Origin of the sequence: Rhodopseudomonas sp. BR0G17, assembly GCF_010907025.1 — a bacterium.
In the GTDB taxonomy this organism is placed as follows: Bacteria; Pseudomonadota; Alphaproteobacteria; order Rhizobiales; family Xanthobacteraceae; genus Rhodopseudomonas; species Rhodopseudomonas palustris_H.
The window spans coordinates 36,103-52,730 of sequence record NZ_QUML01000007.1 but is presented as its reverse complement, the minus strand read 5'-3'; the positions used below and the strand labels follow the sequence as shown (position 1 = coordinate 52,730).

Below are 16,628 nucleotides of genomic sequence, written 5' to 3'. Positions count from 1 at the left end.
TTCGGTGCCCCGGCCCATGACCGCTCCGCTGGCACACCTGGCGGCATGTGACGTTGCGCGTCTCGCAACCGAAACGTTGCATGCCGACTCGCCAATTTCAAGGCGTCCAGGAGCCGTGTTCATTCTCCGTTCGATGGATTTTCGAATGAAGAAGCCTCGTCGGCACCACTACGTCCGGCCGTACACGCGTGTCCGCTTCCGGCGGATCGAGCATGTGCGCGGACACCCCCGCCCTCGGCTCTAGCGCATGAGCATAGCGCGGCGCCGTCCAGCGTGATGCGGACGCCGTCCGTGCACCAAGAACTCAGGCCCGCGGAACACCACCGCGGGCCATCACCATGCCAGCGGTGGGATCCGGATCCAGTCGGCGCCGTCGAGGCCCGGGATCGCGGCCATGACGTCGTGATCGGACCCAGGCCTGAAATAGACGACGTGTCCGTACAGCACGCCGTCGTCGCTGCACACGTCGTCGATGTCCAGCTCAAGCAGAGCACGGTCGTTGACCGGGATCCCGAGGGCGGCCGCCACCGCCGCGTCGTGATCGCGCTCCAGCATCTCTTCCAGCTGTCGAGAACTCATTGGCTGCTCCCCAATCTGTTGTCTCAAAGCAGAGGGTAGTGACAGGTCGGGTAAGAAAATCGTTGCGTCGGCAGAACGAGTCGACCGCCGCCAGCGTCTGGCTATAGTCGCCGCCATGGGCACCAAATCCCGCGAGGTCATATACGGCAGCCGCCTCCGCGGGCTGGTGATGGACGCCGCGTCCGCGCGCGAAGAAGCGATCGCGGCCGTGCGCCGAGGCGACCGCGCGGAGGCCGAGGCGTGGTCGCTCCGCATGGAAGGATTCGGCGGCCCGGCGCAGCCGTCTCCGACGCTCGGCCAGTGTCTCAACGGCGGCCTGGCCTGGCTGGAGGTCGAGTGCATGCGATGCAAGACCAGGGCGGGCCTGAGCTTGGTCTACATCAGACGGCCGCGGGACACCCCAACATGGAAGCTGGAGGCCTCGCTGCGCTGCCGGGCCTGCGCGACACCGCGGCGCCGTGCGCCGGCGCGCATCATAAAGCTGACGGCGGAGCGCGAGATCCCGCAGCGACCGTGGGACGGAGCGGATCCGGATGAGGTCTGAGCGTGGGTGACTGAACGCGTGAGTTCGATGAGCCGGTACCGCTGCCTGACGGCAGCCGGCCACTGCGCACGCTGCGCGACGCCGCCGCCTACATCGAGGCCCTGCCGCCGGCCGAGCAGCAGCACTCCGACGGCCAGACCGCCCTGCACGTCCTGCTGCAGGCGGCCGACCACGATGGCCCGATGATGTTCGCGCGGATTGGCGTCAGCCGCATGGTCCGCCGGCACCACCCTGAGCCACCGCGGCCGCTGCGTAAGGACCGACCGTGGGGCCGGCGCCGGCTGAAGCGTGATGAGTGAATGCCGAAAATATTGTACGAAGCGTTGTATGGGCTTCTGAGCGGGCTTCTGAAGACCGCCGCAAACTGACGCTAAGTGCTTAATAATGCTTTGGTAGCGGGAGAGCGCTACCGCCAAACACCCCCCACCCTTTTCGTGATTCGAGCAGCCTAGACCGCCTGCACGCTCGATCGGCGCAGATTGAACTTGGCGCCGAGATTCCCCTCCCAGGCCCACCCGGCATAGAACAGCACGCGCGGCCCGGCATAACCGACGAACGGTAGGCGCAGCGGCCCGAGCCGGATCACCGACCATTTCCACCCCGTTCGCCCCACGTCGGCAAGCGTGCCCGCGTCGAGCGGGTCGGTGCCGGCGATCTCATAATCGCGATCTTTGACACCCACCACATAGGCGGTGAAATTCGACAGCGGGTTGCGGATCGCCCATGCAAGCGCCCGCCACCAGGCCGCCGCGCCCGGCTTGAACCATTCCGGCGGCTGCGGCTCCAGATCGTTCTGAAACCACCACATCGGGTTGATCTTGGCGGTGAGCGGATAGCGCCGCCGGCCGGAAAGCCGCTGCGCCTGCCGCCCAGCCGTCGCCGGCAACGGAGTCACGGTCGGGTTGTGATTGATCTCGCCGTAGTTCATGGTTTTTACAACTCCTAAGGGTATGGATGCCATGACCGCCGAGACAGACCAGCGACCGCCACGCCCCAACGCCGCCAAGTCGGCGGCCGCCGCCGGACTCGGCGTCGGCGCGATCTGCGGCACGCTGGCGGCCGCCAGTGGGTACGGCGCGGCGGCGCTGGTGTTCGGCGGATTGATGATCGCGATTGCGATCGGACTCGCGGTCGGACTCGTGCGGGATTGAAAAACCGCTACGGCGGCCACTGGTGCGATATTTCGGCGACGGCCGCACCGACCTAGCGGCTAGACGATTTTAGCGCATCACGGCCGCGCTCTGCGGCTCACTATTCGGGCAGGATGCGCCCCGCCCCGCGCTTGCCACCCGCAAGATAGCGGGCGACCGGCTCGGGGTGCGCCGCGGCAAGCCGCCCCATCTTGGCATTGAGATCGGCGAGGAAACCCGCCGGCGCGCGCGGCGGCCGATCATCGATCCATCGACCGTGAATTTGCGCCGCGCGCAGCACCGCCAGCGAGGCGATTGCCTTGGTGACGTGGTGCAGATCGGCGCCGCTTTCGGCGTCCGTTTCCTCGCCAAGATTCCAGAATTGGAACAGGTGACGGTTGCAGGCGTCGACATACACCGACCCGCGCGGCTCGGCGACGAGGTAATTGTGCCCCCCATATTTGAAACCGCCCTCGGCGAACGCGAGCGCCAGCTCGAAAATCACCTCGGCCGGGACCCACGATAGACACGCTTTCAGCGTGCCGAAGGCGTCCTTCGGATTGTTCGCCTTGGCGACGGCCGGCGGCTCCGTCACCACCAGATCATCAAGCGGGCAAAACGTCGTCATCCGCACCTCGACATCCGCCTCGGCCTCGAATGACGGCGCGCGGCCGACATGCGCCTCGATATAGCGGCGCCGCGCCGGATCGAGCGGCGCTTGCCCGCCAAGATCGGGCAGCGTCGACTTACTGCGCAAATCGTCATGGTCCCATTTCGCCATATCGAATCACCTCATACTCGGCGGCGGAATGTTGACGCGTTGCCGCCCCAGCTCACCGTCGCGCTTGTGCAGCGTGACCGCCTGCAACGCCTGCGCACTGCGCCAGCCGCCGCCGGCGGCGTGGTTGTCCTTGTCGGCGATCGTCGAGAAACTTTCGACGCGCACGTCGCCGATCGTGTCGAGCCGGTCCTTATGAATGTGCCCGAACATGAACCAGTGATAAGCGGTCGCGCCCCACGCCTCGCGCTGATCGACCGCCATCGCCATTGCCATGCGCGCCGGCGACAGCTTGTCGCCGTGCGCCGCACCGAACAGCGTCGCGCCGAACCGGCGGTAGTAAAGATCGGCCGGAAACGCGATATGCACCCGGCGATTGCGCTCGTAGAAGCCGGCAAGCGCCAGCGCCAGCGCAGCGCCGGCCTCCGGATCGTGGTTGCCCGGAATGTTGACCACCTCAACGGCCTCGTGCTTAGCGAGCGCCATATCGATGATAGAGCGAAACACCTGCACGCCGGCGCGCTGCACCTTGAACCAACGCCCATCAACGTCGAGCTGATGCTTAGATTTCGGCGTTACGTTGCGCTGATCGTTGGCATGATACCAATCGCCGAGATTGACGATCGTCGCCGCGCGCGAACGGTCGGCCTTGGCGACGATCGCCGACGCGCAATCGAGCATCCGCTCGGTTGCAATTTTGAGATCATAATCCGCGCCGGTTTGCGGCCGCCACGACAACATTCCGATATGCGGATCGGCGATCGGGTAAACCGTCATCAGGTCGCGTTCGACGCGCTTTGGCGGCGGAACGATCCTCGCCCGGCCGCGATACGCCTCAAATTCGGCTTTGAGCGCGCCGATCAGCTCGGGCGCGGCGCTGTCGGTGCGCGTCTTGATCCACTGGTGACGGATTCGCCCCTCGCCGTCGACGAAGGCCGATACGCCCTTGAGCACCTGCCCGGCAGGCATCGCGAACGCCGGACCGGACTCCTTGTGCTGCGTCACCCATTCCTTTTGCACGTTGCCGGAATCGTCGAGCTGCGCCGAACTGCGCTTTAGCTCGAAACCCGGCAGCACCGGCTTAAAGCCCAGCATCCCGCGCTCGGCCGCGCGCTTGAGGCGATGCTTAAACGTCGAGCGCGGCACGCCGCCGGCGCGCGCGGCCTTGCGTTCCGAGCCGTGCGCCTTGAGCAGTGCCGCGGCCTCGCTGCACTGCTCGTCGCTTACTTGATCCATGACTTACGAAATCCTGAAAATGCGCAGCACGACGGCTTTGATCTCACCGCCGAACATATGCAGCACGTAGCCGATCAGCGCGAGCGCGCCGGTTGCGATCGCGACTGCAGTCGCGGCCTTGCGGGTGAGGTCGGAAACCTGCGGCTCGATCGCGTCGAGACGCGCGACGATCGACCGCTTATTGTCCGGATCGTCGATCGCATCGAGCCGCGCGGCGAGCGGATCGATCGCGCCAACCTTCATCGTCATATTGGCGAGCTGGTGCCGCACCTCTTTACGGTGCTGCGCGCTTTCGACCCGATCCTGCTCGCGCTCGGCCCGATCACGATCGACGGCGGAAATATGCGACTCGAGCTTGCCTTTCAGCTCGCCCAACAACAGCACCAGGCTGCGCGAGTCATCGGACATTGCCGCTGCCCCCTTTGAGCGCGGCCCGCGTTTTCGCCTCGCATCGGTCGCGCCCGACGATCCGCCGATTTGCGGTAACCGCGATCGCGCGATTCTGCGCGGCGATCACCCCGAGGTCGGCGCCCTCGCGCGGCGCGGGCAACGGCACCGGCTTTCCGAGCGCCTTGCAATCATCCGGCACGCGCGGCGGCGCCGGCTGCGGCCGCTCACTGACCAATGTCGAGCAAGCGCCGCACGTCGTCGCGAGTAGCAGCGCGGCAAGCGTCGCCGGAATGCGATTTCGCATAGTCTGTTACCTTCTGATTGAGTGCGTCGGCGTGCCGCTCGATCGCGGTCAACGCCAGATTGGTTTCAGCCGCGGCGGTCGCCGCAGCGGCCGCCTCGCGCTCTCTAGCTTTCGAGGCGAGCAACGCGTCGGAAAGTTTCCAAGCGCGCCGCACGTCGGTAGAGCAGCCGCGCGCTGCGCGCCTTGGCTTCGCGATAGGCGACATGCCGCTCGTACAAAAGCGCCGGCGTGCGGCCGTCCTGTTCGAACGCCTTGCCGGCCGGTCCGCATTCGGTCTCGACGAGCGCGAGCAGGCGCGACGGCGCAATGCCGGCGGCGTTCGCGGCGTCGGTGATCGCCTTGATCAGTGAACTAGAGAACATCGGGGATTTTCCTCGCGCTCGAAACGAAAAAGGCCGCCCGAAATGGCGGCCTTTGAGAGATTAGCGATTGAAGGGGTGCGAACTGATCAGCGCCCAGCGCGGCGCCAATTCCAGCCGTAACACTGCACGAATACTTGCGTACCAGCCGCGCCAGGCGTCGCCTTGAGCTGCGAACTTGCCGACACCCGCACATTGACCTTGGCACCGCCGAACATGCCATTACCAGCGATGATCGTCGCAAGCGGCGAGCCGGAAGCGGAGACGCCAAAGTTTGGCAGATCGGTACTCAACAGCATGAGCGCCGAGGTCGACGACGAATTTTGGATCGATGCACCCAAAACCGCCTCGGCCTTTGCCGGCACCGGCACTGAAAACGTCGTCCAGGTGCCGTTCGGCAGATTCGAGCTATTGAGCGACAACGGCAGCATTGCATTGAACAGCACGCAATCGCCGCCCTCAAACACGAGGAAATCAATAATTGCGGCGCTGGCGTCGGTTGCGACGTAGCCGAGTAGCCGCTTTTTGTCCCAAGAGGTCGGCAGCGACGGCGCGGTTGCCGACAACGAAATCAACACGTCGGCGGCGGCGGCCTGGTCGCTGCGGGCGATCGCCCACAAGTAATAACCCGAATTGGCCGCAACCGCGCCGGTGTCGAGGCCACCATTACCCGAGCCGGCGACGAACGTCGCGTCGATGCGCTTGGTCATCGCCGGCAGGATGATCGACAACGTATCATCGCTCGATCGTGCCTTGCCGGCGGTGATATCGATCCGCGTCGACGGGTTGGCGGCGTTGCGCGACCATATCAGCCCGCTAATGTGGCCCGTCGGCAGGATGCGATCGACGTATTGCGTGGTTGCGAGTTTCTGCGAGCTGTCGCCGGCGGCCGGCGTCGGCGCCGTCGGCGTGTTGATGAATGTCGGCGAGTCAAGGTTCGCCTTCGACGCCAACACCGCGGCCGCGGCCGCAGCCGCCGCATTGGCGCCGGCCGACGTGATCGCGTCGACCGTGACGATGCCGGTGCCGTCACCGTCGCGGTGCACCGGCACGAGATCGGCGCCCTGCGCCGCGCCGAGATCGGGCAGCTCGCCGATCGTCTTGCGAATTTCGCTTAACATTGGACCCGCCTCACCCTCTTTATTGCGCCGGCCACGCCACGGCCGCGCGCGCGGCACGCGCGTCGGTGTCGCTCACGGCCGCATCGATCGCCTGCTTGGTGCCGAGCCGCATCGCCTCGATCGTGGCGGCGGCTGCCGACCAGGCGGCCCGCGTGGCATTCACCAGCGCCGCAACGTCGGCGAGCGTCGCGCCATCGATCCCGATCGAGGCGGCGAGGATCGGATAATGCGCCGGATCGGGACTGGTATCGGCGGCGAGGCGATCGGCCTCGGCGCCCTTCTGCTGGTACACCATCGCCTGACCGGCGCCGGCGGTGATGTAGCGCAGCCGTACCGTCTCGGCCTCGGCGTCGATTTCGGCTTTCAGCGCCTCTTTGACGATCGCCAGCGCCTCGGTTCCGGTCTGCGGCCGCCACACGCCTTGATCGAGCACCAGCTCGGCCGAAAAATCGCAGACGAGCGGCTGCCAGCCGCCGGCGTCGCGGATATGCTTGACGCCCGCCGGATCGATATAGAATTGCCGATAGCTGGCGGCGGCGACGATGCGTGTGCCGTCATAGCGGAGCGCCGCCGTCGGCGATCCGGCGAGCTGCGCGGGGATCTCGACGCCATCGACGTTTCCGGAACCGACACCGAGCACGAGGTCGAAATCAATCAGAGTTGCTTTCATTTCTTTGCACCCCTTGCTTACTGGCGACCCTGAACCGACAGCGTCATCTCGATCGTTGCCGACACGCTGGCGCCTGCGCTGTAACCGCCGACCACGAAAACCGGACTGACGCCGTAGCGATCGATCTGCGGCACCAAGCCGCCGACCGTCGCGAAATATTCGGTATGCGGCTGCAACGGATTCGCCGGGCTCGATTGCGTCATGATCGCCGCGCCGCCGCGGTTCGGCGATCGCGCCCAATTCAACGTCATCGGAATCGAACTACACTTGACGACGAGCCGCCCCGAGGCGTCGGCGTTTTTGGTGCCCGAATAGGCAATCGCGGTGTCGCCGGCGAGCACCGGCAGGTTGTACAGCGGCAACACCGTGAGCGCATTCGATCCGTCGGTCGTCACGCGCGCGATCAGCATGTCGTCGAACGCGGAGTCGAACGTGATCGCGGTTTCAGCGGCGGCCGTCGGATTGTAGGTCGCATCGGCCAAGTCGCGCAGCATGAAGCGACCATTCGGATAGGTCGTCGCCGGTGCCAGCGCCTGCCCCGGCGCAATCCATCGCAGGTGATAAGTCTTGTTCGCCGTGGTGGCGAATGTGCGATCGGCCGATGCAAACTGATCGGTCGAATAGATGAAATAGCCGCGCCGCGTCCAGCTCTGCGCGGCGTCGATCGTCAGCGAACCCGAGCCCGCTGTGATCGTCATTTTACCGCTGCCGGTGCTGATACCGGGATAGATCGGAATCGTGCGCGCAAACTGATCGATCGACACCGACAACGACTTCGCTGCGCGGATCGCCTTGAGCAGCATATCGTCATCGCTCGGATCGCGCGGCACCCCCATGCCGTCGATCGCGTTGCGCAACTGTTGCTGCATCTTATTGAACCAAGCCGCCCGAATTTGCGTGCCGTCCTGTTTACCGGGACCGCTGCAATCGATCCAATAGGTGTCGACGGCGCCGATCGTGCGATCGTCGGCCGGGCGCGTGGTGACGCCGCCGGCCGAGGCCGGGCCGAGAATGTCTGTCGTCATGTGTTGTTCTGCCCTGTTTAAGCGGTCAAAAGCGCGCCGTCGTCGGCGGCGAGGTTGGCGCCGGATTCGTCCACGATGTAAGTCGGCGGCGGAATAATCCGGTATGTGATCTCGATATGCGCTTGCACGATGCGATCGAGCAGACACACCAGCGGCGTGATATCCGGCTCGCAGGCGAGCACGTCGCCGGCGTACAGGCAGCCCATGATCGGCGGCGGGAAATACGCGCCCGCATAGGCCGGCGAGTCGCCGAGCGACACGTCGATATAAATTCGCGCGGCGCGGGCAACGCCGCCGGTGATCGCGTCGCCCACATAGGCGCAGCCGGCTTGCGCGCCGCACTGCTCGTCATTGACGCCGCAACTAATCGACCAGCCGATCGCCGCAGCCTTCTCGGTGTAATATTCGCACGTCGCGCCGCCGAGTGCCGCCACCTTGGCGCACAGATCGGGGAACGGATCGCACGCATCGGGAAGGCCATATTCGGCCATCCAAAGATCGCGGGTTTCGGTTTGCGTCGCGCACCAGAATTCAAGCCGCAGATCGCAAAGCCGCTTCTCGACGAAATTGCGCACCGCGCCGATCGCGGCGAAAAACCCGATTTGCACATAGCCCGCCGGATAGGACGCCGGCGGCACGCCCTCGGGCCGCGCGAACAGCCATTGCCAGTAACGGGCAAACAAGCCGAGATCGCGCGCCGGCCAGGCGCGGCCGCGCGGCAACAGCCCGAGCGTGGCCGTGATACTTTCCTCAAGCGTCGGACAGCGCAGCGGCGCCGGCCGCTGCGCTTCGCAGCCATCCTGCATGGGTGAACCCCTTAGATGAAAGTAACAGCGCCGAGCGTCGCGATCGCGCCGGGATCGAGCGGAACGTCGGCCGCCGGCGACACCACAATATGGCGTTCCTCGCCGGTCGAGTTGGCGATCGTCTGCCAAATCCACGAGCGCGAAAACGTCTCGGGCCACGCCAGATAGGGCAGCGCCGGCCGATACGCGTCGCCGCCCGATACGCGCGACTGCCGCCGGAACATCGCGCGCAATTCCGAGATCACCGCCTCGCGCATATCGGCAGTGTCCGGCACGAGGTTCGACACGGTAATATCGATCACCTTGCGGCTCGCCGCCGCAACCGTGTAGTTTGCCGCCGCCGGCGCCAGCGGATCGAGGTTATCGCTGATCCGGCCGATTTCTGCGCTCGGCGGAATCCCGTCGGCGTAAAGATCATCCATCAGCGGAAACACCCGCACCGTACCGGGGCCGGCGAAACGTCGCTCGACAAATACCCGCGTAACGCCGGACATAGCGCGGCACCAGCCGACATAATCGGCAGGCGATCCGCCCGACGGCGGATTGCGCTTGCGAAACAGGATGCGCTCGCGGAATGACTCGTCATCCTCGACATCGCTGCCGCCGACCACGCCATCGGCGCCGACCGTCGCGGTAATCTGATCCAGATCATCGGCGACAAATCCCGACGCGAGCACGAGCCCGGTGCCGGCGAGCGCGTTACCGGCGATGCCGTCAGTGACCGCCACAACCTCAACCGACACCGATCCGGCGCCGAGCAGCGAAGCGCCGGCAAGCGCGCGGTACTGCACACCATCGGCGCGCGCCATCACGGCCGCCGGCAGGATCGTGACCGCAATCGTTGACGCCACGTCGACAAAGCCGCGCGCTGGTGCTGCCGGCGCGCGCGCCATTCCGAATTCCTCGCCGTGCAGATCGAGGTTTTCGGAGTCGGCCGTGAGCGCGAATTTTTGTTTCTGGATATAGTCGGCAAAGCCGAAAACCTCGTGCGCGAAGCCGGCGACCACCTTTGCGGTCGGCCCGATATTGTTCGGCCACAACCACGCATCCGAGCCGGGCAGGAAAATCCGGAAACGCTGCCGCGCATATGTCAGCAAGTCGGGCAAAGACGGGATCGCAAACATCAGCGCGCCACCTGATTCCAGAGGATTGAAAATTTCTGATCGTAGAGCGTCGATCCGTCGGCCGCGTAAATCTGCACGAACAGAAACAACACGCCGGCGGCAGCGTCGACTTGCGAGGTAATATCGATCCGCGCGCAAGCGCCCTGATCGAGCAGCGGCTTTAGCGCCTCGTTGGCGAACTGCTCGGCCCAGGTGCCGACCGATAGGCCCCGCACCGTCATGGGCGCGCGCTCAAGTAACCACAAGTAAGAGCCGAGCGGCCCCTCGCCGAGATCGGCGCGCACGTCGGCGCCGTCGCCCCAATAGCCGCGGCGATCGCCGTCGGCGAGAAACCATAGCGGGTGATTTGGATCGATGCGGCGATCGGTAAACAGCATCAGAACGACAGCGGTCGCTAGCGTCGCCTTTGATCGCAGCCCGCCGCGGTTGCCGGTCTCGTCGGAATCCGCAAGCGCGTAGTCGGCGCCGCCGATCTCGGCCGCCCACACCGAATCCCACAACACAGTCGCCTCGGCCGCGCAGCCCTCCGACTGGCGGATCACAACCCCGTCACCCATGATTAGCCAATCCTCGCCTTGACGTTGATCGACGGCCCCGACACGGTCGACACGAAATCATAAGTGCCATCGGTGCCATCTCCGCCGAGATAAACCAGCTTGCCGTCGCCGGGCTTGACGGTGACTTTGTCATCCTGCGACCAGACCTCGACGACACCGGTTTTCGCATTCACCGACAGGCCGCCGCTTCCTTTTGCCCAGACGACGTTTCCCTTGTCGTCGTACAGCGTGGCGTTGCCCTCGGGCAGATTTTTCGGCCGGTGATCCTTGTGCTCAAAGCCGATCGCGAGCAGGCGATCGGAGCGACCGCCGAGCGCGAGAAACACGCCTTCGGAACCTTGCGGCGCGTGCGAGGAAAAGCCGTGCATCTGCGGCCGATACACGTCCTCGAATGTCTCGGATTTGAGGCCGGTAATCCGCTTGAGGATTTGCTGTGTTCCGCTGTCGTCGGTCTTGAGAACGGTCGCACGCCGCAGCGAACTAACAAGTCCCTCTTGCCCCTCCGGAAACCACACCCACATAACTAATCGCCCCCCGCGTCGCTCGCCCATGCGGCGCCAGCCTTGCCGCCCTTGCCCCCCTTCCCGCCGAGCGCACGCGGATCGACCAGCGACAGAACGCTAAGCGAGCCGTCGCTGCGATCTTGCGAAAACACCACGGACTCGATCGCCATATCTTGGTGAATGTCGGCGAAATCGCTGTCGACAAACACGAGATTGCCGGGCTCCCATAGCGTGCCACCGGCGTCGAAAAACCCCTGCACCGTGACGTTGGCTTTCAGGCTGTTGCCGGCCTCGCGATCGCGCCGCGTCTTGGCGCGCGTCTTGGCGCGATCCTTGTCGGTGTCGCCGTCGTGAAACACGATGACCGGGCGATATCGCCCCACCTCGGCGTCGCGGGCGATGCCCTCGATCTGCAACGCATCCTCGCCGTGACCATATGGCCGCTGCCCGCGCACGATCACGTCGGAATGGCGGCCGCTGGAATTGTGGTCGGCCTCGATTTCTTTGATGTTGTCGCCCTCGATCAGCCCGCCGGCGTGGCGTTGCTTGCCGCCCTTGGTGAGCTTGATCGATCCGTCGGCCTGCCCGACAATGAAAACCCCCTGCTCGCGGCAGAGCTTTTCCAGACACCGGAACGCGGTTTCGCCCGGCGTGATCCGGTAATCGAGTTTTTTGAGCATTTCGTCGGTCGTGACGCCGACGCCGAACTTGTCGATTGCCTGCCCGATCTCGCAAGGATCTTTGCTCTTGAATTGCCCGGTGTCGTGCACGGCGCTGGAGTCGACGAAATCTTGCGACTTTGAGCGGCCCGAGATCGTCGCCTCGGCGCGATCGTGCCCGGCGAGCCGCGGTTGATAACGATCGACATAACCGCGGCAGGCAAGCGCGCCGCCGAGCAAGATATCGAGCGCGGTGCCGGCCTTGAACGTCCAAGCCGTCGCGGCGCCGCCGCGCTCAACCGCCGCCTCGATCTGGAACGATCGCGCGGCCTCCTGAAACGAGGCCCGCACGGTAACGCGCCGCCAGGCCGTCCAGAGACTACCGGCCGCGCTCACCGCGACGAGCGGACTTTGCCCGCCCTCGCCAAATCCGAGCGCGAACGCCCGCCCGATATCGACGATCATCGCACTACCTCGCAAGCGCCTCGATAGACAGCGGCATAAATGACGGATGCCGCACCCGATTGCGCGACACCAGCTCGTCGGCGCGCGCGGGATCTGCGTACAGCGTCCAAGCCAGATCGAGCGACGGCCGCGGAATTGCCGTCTCAACCACCACGACTGGCGCCAGATCGTTGATCGTCTTGGTGATCCAATCGATCACCCGCGCCGCCAGCGTCTCGATCGCAACGAACAGCGCCGCGTTTTCGGAGCCGGTCGTGTTATCGGCCTCGGCTTCGAACCGCTCGGCGATCGCCGCGCGCGCGGTGACACCCTCGGGCCGTGACCCGAACGTGGTGCGCAGCACCGCCTCGGCGTAGCCGGTGAGCGCGGCGAGCCGCAGCGCGCGGGCCGCCGCCTCGGCATTGGCGGCCGCGCGGGCCGCCGAGGCCGACAGATACGGCACCCCCGACACCACAGCCGCCGGAAACGCGCCGAGTAGTTCGACCATTGCGCGCTGCGCCGAGGCCGGCGCCAGGCCGTCGGACAACCCACGCACCGCGGACACCAGCGAGGCAACCACAGCCGCCGCCGGCGCGCCGGGAATGGCAGCGCCGTCGAGCGCCGCCGGTGCGGCAGCGACGAGATCGGCGATCGTATCGCGCAGACTCGCCGACACCGCCGGATCGACAGCATAGCTTTGCCGGAGCACGTCGAGCGCGCCCGCGCCGGCCGCCAGTGTGTCGGTCGCAGCCGCGATCACATAGTCGGGCTCGCCGCGCGCCGTCACCGCCGCGGGAAACGCCGCAGCGATCGCCGCGGCCAGGCCGTCGGCGGCCGCATAGGCGACGTTTTGCAACAGTGGAACCGAAATCAACGCCGAGGCGACGCCAGCGCGCACGAATTTCAATTCGAACGCCACATAGCCCATTTGATCCTTGGCGGTGACGCGGCGAAACGGCGCCTCGCAATGCACCGTCACCGGGCCGAAATACGGCACCACCAGCGTGCCGGCGCCCTCGGACTCGAGCGCCGTTTCCAGTGCCCGCGCCAGATCGTCGGCGTTGTCGCCGTGCACATAGGCCGAGCCCGCATAGTACCGCAGCGAGCGGCCCATATCCTCGATATAGGGATCATCCCGGTGCGGGAATACATGCTTGACGTTGTCCCGGCCGCCCTGCGATTCATCCTGCTCGAAATAGAACGGAACGCCCTTGTAAGACGCCGGCCACAGCGTCGACAGCCAGTCGCGGCAATCCATTGTCACACCCCCCGGCGCAGGCGCAGCCGCCCAGCGCGTCAAACCGTTCATGATGCACGAGAGAGCCGCGCGCAGCCGGCAGACTCACCAGCGGCCGCCGCCGCGGCCGCACGAGGCCGTTTGCGCTACGGCGCCGGTGCAGCATCCGGCGACGAACGGCCGGTCGATCCGGTCGACCCGGTTTTAGTCGATCCGCTCGATCGAAACGCGTTGATCGCGTTGGTGACGGTCTGTTCGACGCGCGACAGGAAATCCGGCGACGGCGAAACCGTCACCTTGGTTTCAAGCGTGGCGTTGCCGACAACCTCGGCCTTGGCCGGCTCGCCGGCGCCGCCAAGGCCGAGCGCGCGGCCGATATCGGCGGCGCTGTAGCTACCCGCCATCATGCCGCGCCCCGGCACGCCGGCCGGGCCGAAACCGCGATCCTCTAGCTCGGCGTTGATCCGCGCCCGCTCGGCCGCGTTCCGATCACGCTCGGCCTGAAACCGTCGCCCGAGCCACGACTCCGGCCGCACATTGGGCAACCGATCGTCGGCGCGATCGAGCGAGTCGAGCCGCACCCGCCGCTCATATTCAAGGCCGACCCGCTGATTTTGCCGAGCCCGCATTTCCGGCGTGTCGACGATCTCGCCGGTGCGGGTTGCGACCTCTATGATCGGTGCCAACCATGATGCGAGCTTGGTTGAGCCGAGCCGCAAGCCGCCGGCGGCGCCCTCGCCGCGGAAAAGATTTCCGGCAACGCTGAGGCTCGACGCGAAGCTGTCGAGCCCGAACGCGGCGAGGATCGCCGCACCAAACCCGAGCCCGCCAGCGGCCCGCAATGGATTTTTCTTTGCCTCCTCGGCGGCGCTGCTGATCTGATCCGATAGCCAATTGAGGCCGCCAACAGTCGGATGAATGAACGGCTTCGCGGTCTCGGTCAGAAAGTTCTCGGATTGCGACTCAATCGACTTGCGCGCGACCTTTGGATCGTTCTTTTGATACAACTCAGCCGCTTCGACACCCTTCGCGCCCTCGACGAGGTGCTTATCCTTCTCGATCCGCGCCTGCTGCGTGGCAAAGATCGCCATCATTTGGGCTGTAGTCTGTTGCGACGCCATAGCCGCAATGACTTCCTGAATAGCGCTCGGGTCCGTGATGCCCTTCTTTGCGAGATGCGGGATCAACACCTTGTTGACCCATTGATAAGGATCGGTCTTTTCAGGCTTTAGATACTCTGCGCCAATAATCCCCCCCGGCAACACACCCTTAACGTTGCCCGTCTTGGTCCTAATAACTTTCTTCATGTCGAGCATGTCGTACTTCGCGAGCTGCTCGACCGCCTTGTTAGACATCTTGCCGCCGACGAACTGAGTGTAGAAACTCGCCAACGCCTTACCGGCAGACGATCCGCCAAGCTCTTGCGCCAACGTCGGCGCGGTCTTGAGCATGAAATCATCCGACAGCGCGTTTGTCGCCGCGCGACCATATTTGAACATTTCGTAGTAATCAGTCGGCCGCAGCGTGTCGCCGAACACGTTGACGGCCTTCGCCATGCCGTCGATGTAGTGCCGGAAGTGATCAAGATTTTGCGTAACGCCCTTGATCTCCATACCCTTCGCGAGCTTGTCGAAATCATCGCCTAGCTCGGCGGCCCGCTCCGGATGCGCGCCGAGAGCAACCACGCGCAGTTGCGCGAGCGGTTCGAGAATGTGGCTCGCTTCCTCGAACGTGCCGACCATCGATCGCACGTTGCGCGCGGTGTGCATCATTTCCGTGGTGGAAAGCGACTTGTACTTGCGCGAGATTTCCGCGCTCAATTCTTCGGCGTCCTTAATCTCGCCCGGCGTCATACCGGCTGCCGCCATGCGGGTTTCTTCATGCCCCCGATCGGATGCAGCCCGCACGGTGCGCTCGGCGACCGCGCGGGCGATCCGCGAGCCCTCATAGGCAGCGGCCGCGCCGGCGGCGGCTTTCATGCCGCTGCCGATCGCCGTCGAGGCGCGCGACAGCCGCGAGGCGCTGCGCTCGGCAGTCGCGGCGAGGTTCACCTGCCGCTGCACGTCGCGGTTAAGCGCGTTCGCCGCCTGCGCTAAGCGCTTGATCTTGCCGGCGACGGTTTCAAAGGTGCGCCCGGTTTCGTCGCGCCCCTTGATAACGGCGAGTGCTTCGAGGATCTGACTCATTGCCTCACCCGCTTTTCCCAAGCCATCGCCCGATCGACCCATAGGCCAATGATCGACAGCGGCGCCGCCCCGAACTCGGCGGCACTACAAATCCGGTGTTTGAGCACCAGAAAATCGAACGCTACGCCGACGTATCCGTCGGTGAACTGTGAAAAAAACCGACGATCACCTCTTTGACGGCGATCGCGTCGAGCGCGGACAACTGCGCCTGTGCGAGCGTCGGATCGGGCTTGACGATCAGGCGATCGGCGTATGCCTTGATCGCTTCCCAATTATCGACGAGCGCCATGCCGCCGGCGGCGCGGACCCACGTCTGAGGTTCGCCGAACGTGAAAACCTCATCGCCCCGCGGCTCGCGCAGGATCAATGCCCGCACCTCGCCGTCATGCCCTTTAATCGGGCGCTTGAGTGGAACGCGCTTGTGTCCAGCCGGCAGCGCCGGCTCATTCGGATCGGTCATTTTGGGGTTTCCTAACGGTGAGGCCGCAGCACCGCCGGCGCTTAGCGCCGGCGCCGCGTTGCCGCTTTAGATGGCCTGATAGCGATCGCCGCGGATTTCGCAGCCGTCCACCTCGCCGGTCGACAGATTGAGCGTCGGACGGCCGACGATCCGCGCGGCGGTGAAAAGATGCGTGCGGTTGTTGTCGATTTCCTTGATCGTCACGTCGAGCTTGCATTTGCGCAGCGTGGTATTCCAGACGATTCCACTGTTGTTGCGGAACTTGATCTTGCAGCCGTACAGCTCGGGTTTCGCCATGAAGCACGCCGAGCCGTCGCCGTTCGCCTTGGCTTCGACGGAAATATTACTGATCTCAAGCTCGATATCCGCCTCGCTCGGCGTGAACACCTGATCGTCGGCGGTGATCGACACCCGCCCGCCGAAACTATTTTCGCAGTCGTCAGCCATGCTGATTTGGTCCCTTGTCCTGATACGAAAAATGGAAGGCGCCGCCGACCATCATCCCGGCGGCGCGCG

Annotated in this window: 20 protein-coding genes; 2 read left to right on the top strand and 18 right to left on the bottom strand. The window is 65.1% G+C overall.

All coding sequences use genetic code 11. The annotated features are described in order from the left end of the window. Window positions 1-333 precede the first annotated feature (333 nt). Window positions 334-579 carry a hypothetical protein gene (locus tag DY467_RS07740; protein WP_164635072.1) on the bottom strand — a complete coding sequence of 82 codons (246 nt, stop codon included), beginning with the start codon at window positions 577-579 and terminating at the stop codon, window positions 334-336. 115 nt (window positions 580-694) lie between these two features. Here DY467_RS07740 and DY467_RS07735 point away from each other — a divergent pair, with 115 nt between their 5' ends. Next, window positions 695-1,123, top strand: a complete 429-nt coding sequence (locus DY467_RS07735) for a hypothetical protein (RefSeq protein ID WP_205502157.1) — start codon at window positions 695-697, stop codon at window positions 1,121-1,123. A 448-nt stretch (window positions 1,124-1,571) separates the two neighbouring features. On the opposite strand, the gene DY467_RS07730 is transcribed toward DY467_RS07735, so the two are convergent. Continuing rightward, window positions 1,572-2,051 carry a hypothetical protein gene (locus DY467_RS07730; RefSeq protein ID WP_164635070.1) on the bottom strand — a complete coding sequence of 160 codons (480 nt, stop codon included), beginning with the start codon at window positions 2,049-2,051 and terminating at the stop codon, window positions 1,572-1,574. A gap of 31 nt (window positions 2,052-2,082) precedes the next feature. Here DY467_RS07730 and DY467_RS07725 point away from each other — a divergent pair, with 31 nt between their 5' ends. After that, window positions 2,083-2,274 (top strand): hypothetical protein, encoded by a 192-nt coding sequence (locus DY467_RS07725; RefSeq protein ID WP_164635068.1) that lies wholly within the window; start codon window positions 2,083-2,085, stop codon window positions 2,272-2,274. 100 nt (window positions 2,275-2,374) lie between these two features. On the opposite strand, the gene DY467_RS07720 is transcribed toward DY467_RS07725, so the two are convergent. The 16 genes from DY467_RS07720 to DY467_RS07640 all read right to left on the bottom strand — a co-directional run bounded on the left by DY467_RS07720 (window position 2,375) and on the right by DY467_RS07640 (window position 16,559). Further along, on the bottom strand, window positions 2,375-3,034 hold the full coding sequence (locus DY467_RS07720) for a dATP/dGTP diphosphohydrolase domain-containing protein (RefSeq protein WP_164635066.1): 660 nt from the start codon (window positions 3,032-3,034) through the stop codon (window positions 2,375-2,377). Window positions 3,035-3,040: 6 nt separating this feature from the next. After that, entirely contained in the window at window positions 3,041-4,267 is a 1,227-nt protein-coding gene (locus tag DY467_RS07715) for a metallophosphoesterase family protein (RefSeq protein ID WP_164635064.1), read from the bottom strand. A gap of 3 nt (window positions 4,268-4,270) precedes the next feature. Further along, window positions 4,271-4,675 (bottom strand): hypothetical protein, encoded by a 405-nt coding sequence (locus DY467_RS07710; RefSeq protein ID WP_164635062.1) that lies wholly within the window; start codon window positions 4,673-4,675, stop codon window positions 4,271-4,273. A 390-nt stretch (window positions 4,676-5,065) separates the two neighbouring features. After that, window positions 5,066-5,323 carry an N-acetylmuramidase domain-containing protein gene (locus DY467_RS07700; protein WP_164635058.1) on the bottom strand — a complete coding sequence of 86 codons (258 nt, stop codon included), beginning with the start codon at window positions 5,321-5,323 and terminating at the stop codon, window positions 5,066-5,068. An 86-nt stretch (window positions 5,324-5,409) separates the two neighbouring features. Then, complete coding sequence (locus tag DY467_RS07695) at window positions 5,410-6,441, bottom strand: hypothetical protein (RefSeq protein WP_164635056.1); 1,032 nt, start codon at window positions 6,439-6,441, stop codon at window positions 5,410-5,412. A gap of 19 nt (window positions 6,442-6,460) precedes the next feature. Further along, the gene (locus DY467_RS07690; RefSeq protein ID WP_164635054.1) at window positions 6,461-7,111 is read right to left on the bottom strand and encodes a hypothetical protein; all 651 of its coding nucleotides are present in this window, start codon (window positions 7,109-7,111) and stop codon (window positions 6,461-6,463) included. Window positions 7,112-7,128: 17 nt separating this feature from the next. Beyond that, entirely contained in the window at window positions 7,129-8,136 is a 1,008-nt protein-coding gene (locus DY467_RS07685; RefSeq protein ID WP_164635052.1) for a hypothetical protein, read from the bottom strand. 17 nt (window positions 8,137-8,153) lie between these two features. Then, a complete protein-coding gene (locus DY467_RS07680; protein ID WP_164635050.1) occupies window positions 8,154-8,942 on the bottom strand; it encodes a hypothetical protein in 789 nt (262 codons plus the stop codon). Window positions 8,943-8,953: 11 nt separating this feature from the next. Then, window positions 8,954-9,835 carry a baseplate J/gp47 family protein gene (locus tag DY467_RS07675; RefSeq protein ID WP_246701493.1) on the bottom strand — a complete coding sequence of 294 codons (882 nt, stop codon included), beginning with the start codon at window positions 9,833-9,835 and terminating at the stop codon, window positions 8,954-8,956. Window positions 9,836-10,065: 230 nt separating this feature from the next. Then, window positions 10,066-10,623 (bottom strand): phage GP46 family protein, encoded by a 558-nt coding sequence (locus DY467_RS26490; RefSeq protein WP_164635046.1) that lies wholly within the window; start codon window positions 10,621-10,623, stop codon window positions 10,066-10,068. A 2-nt stretch (window positions 10,624-10,625) separates the two neighbouring features. Further along, window positions 10,626-11,144: a phage baseplate assembly protein gene (locus DY467_RS26705; protein WP_164635044.1), complete on the bottom strand. Its 519-nt coding sequence runs from the start codon at window positions 11,142-11,144 to the stop codon at window positions 10,626-10,628. Between the two features lie 2 nt (window positions 11,145-11,146). Beyond that, complete coding sequence (locus DY467_RS07660) at window positions 11,147-12,250, bottom strand: phage baseplate assembly protein (protein WP_164635042.1); 1,104 nt, start codon at window positions 12,248-12,250, stop codon at window positions 11,147-11,149. 4 nt (window positions 12,251-12,254) lie between these two features. Next, complete coding sequence (locus tag DY467_RS07655; RefSeq protein ID WP_164635040.1) at window positions 12,255-13,487, bottom strand: DNA circularization N-terminal domain-containing protein; 1,233 nt, start codon at window positions 13,485-13,487, stop codon at window positions 12,255-12,257. A 125-nt stretch (window positions 13,488-13,612) separates the two neighbouring features. Then, the gene (locus DY467_RS07650; protein WP_164635038.1) at window positions 13,613-15,652 is read right to left on the bottom strand and encodes a hypothetical protein; all 2,040 of its coding nucleotides are present in this window, start codon (window positions 15,650-15,652) and stop codon (window positions 13,613-13,615) included. A gap of 121 nt (window positions 15,653-15,773) precedes the next feature. Continuing rightward, the gene (locus DY467_RS07645) at window positions 15,774-16,112 is read right to left on the bottom strand and encodes a hypothetical protein (RefSeq protein WP_164635036.1); all 339 of its coding nucleotides are present in this window, start codon (window positions 16,110-16,112) and stop codon (window positions 15,774-15,776) included. A gap of 66 nt (window positions 16,113-16,178) precedes the next feature. Further along, window positions 16,179-16,559, bottom strand: coding sequence for a hypothetical protein (locus tag DY467_RS07640; RefSeq protein ID WP_164635034.1), 381 nt, complete (start codon window positions 16,557-16,559; stop codon window positions 16,179-16,181). Window positions 16,560-16,628: the final 69 nt, after the last annotated feature.

Bases quoted from the DNA above. Each gene is read 5' to 3' on its own strand.
- DY467_RS07740 (WP_164635072.1), bottom strand. From the start codon at position 579: ATGAGTTCTCGACAGCTGGAAGAGATGCTGGAGCGCGATCACGACGCG.
- DY467_RS07735 (WP_205502157.1), top strand. From the start codon at position 695: ATGGGCACCAAATCCCGCGAGGTCATATACGGCAGCCGCCTCCGCGGG.
- DY467_RS07730 (WP_164635070.1), bottom strand. From the start codon at position 2,051: ATGAACTACGGCGAGATCAATCACAACCCGACCGTGACTCCGTTGCCG.
- DY467_RS07725 (WP_164635068.1), top strand. From the start codon at position 2,083: ATGACCGCCGAGACAGACCAGCGACCGCCACGCCCCAACGCCGCCAAG.
- DY467_RS07720 (WP_164635066.1), bottom strand. From the start codon at position 3,034: ATGGCGAAATGGGACCATGACGATTTGCGCAGTAAGTCGACGCTGCCC.
- DY467_RS07715 (WP_164635064.1), bottom strand. From the start codon at position 4,267: ATGGATCAAGTAAGCGACGAGCAGTGCAGCGAGGCCGCGGCACTGCTC.
- DY467_RS07710 (WP_164635062.1), bottom strand. From the start codon at position 4,675: ATGTCCGATGACTCGCGCAGCCTGGTGCTGTTGTTGGGCGAGCTGAAA.
- DY467_RS07700 (WP_164635058.1), bottom strand. From the start codon at position 5,323: ATGTTCTCTAGTTCACTGATCAAGGCGATCACCGACGCCGCGAACGCC.
- DY467_RS07695 (WP_164635056.1), bottom strand. From the start codon at position 6,441: ATGTTAAGCGAAATTCGCAAGACGATCGGCGAGCTGCCCGATCTCGGC.
- DY467_RS07690 (WP_164635054.1), bottom strand. From the start codon at position 7,111: ATGAAAGCAACTCTGATTGATTTCGACCTCGTGCTCGGTGTCGGTTCC.
- DY467_RS07685 (WP_164635052.1), bottom strand. From the start codon at position 8,136: ATGACGACAGACATTCTCGGCCCGGCCTCGGCCGGCGGCGTCACCACG.
- DY467_RS07680 (WP_164635050.1), bottom strand. From the start codon at position 8,942: ATGCAGGATGGCTGCGAAGCGCAGCGGCCGGCGCCGCTGCGCTGTCCG.
- DY467_RS07675 (WP_246701493.1), bottom strand. From the start codon at position 9,835: ATGGCGCGCGCGCCGGCAGCACCAGCGCGCGGCTTTGTCGACGTGGCG.
- DY467_RS26490 (WP_164635046.1), bottom strand. From the start codon at position 10,623: ATGGGTGACGGGGTTGTGATCCGCCAGTCGGAGGGCTGCGCGGCCGAG.
- DY467_RS26705 (WP_164635044.1), bottom strand. From the start codon at position 11,144: ATGTGGGTGTGGTTTCCGGAGGGGCAAGAGGGACTTGTTAGTTCGCTG.
- DY467_RS07660 (WP_164635042.1), bottom strand. From the start codon at position 12,250: ATGATCGTCGATATCGGGCGGGCGTTCGCGCTCGGATTTGGCGAGGGC.
- DY467_RS07655 (WP_164635040.1), bottom strand. From the start codon at position 13,487: ATGGATTGCCGCGACTGGCTGTCGACGCTGTGGCCGGCGTCTTACAAG.
- DY467_RS07650 (WP_164635038.1), bottom strand. From the start codon at position 15,652: ATGAGTCAGATCCTCGAAGCACTCGCCGTTATCAAGGGGCGCGACGAA.
- DY467_RS07645 (WP_164635036.1), bottom strand. From the start codon at position 16,112: ATGACCGATCCGAATGAGCCGGCGCTGCCGGCTGGACACAAGCGCGTT.
- DY467_RS07640 (WP_164635034.1), bottom strand. From the start codon at position 16,559: ATGGCTGACGACTGCGAAAATAGTTTCGGCGGGCGGGTGTCGATCACC.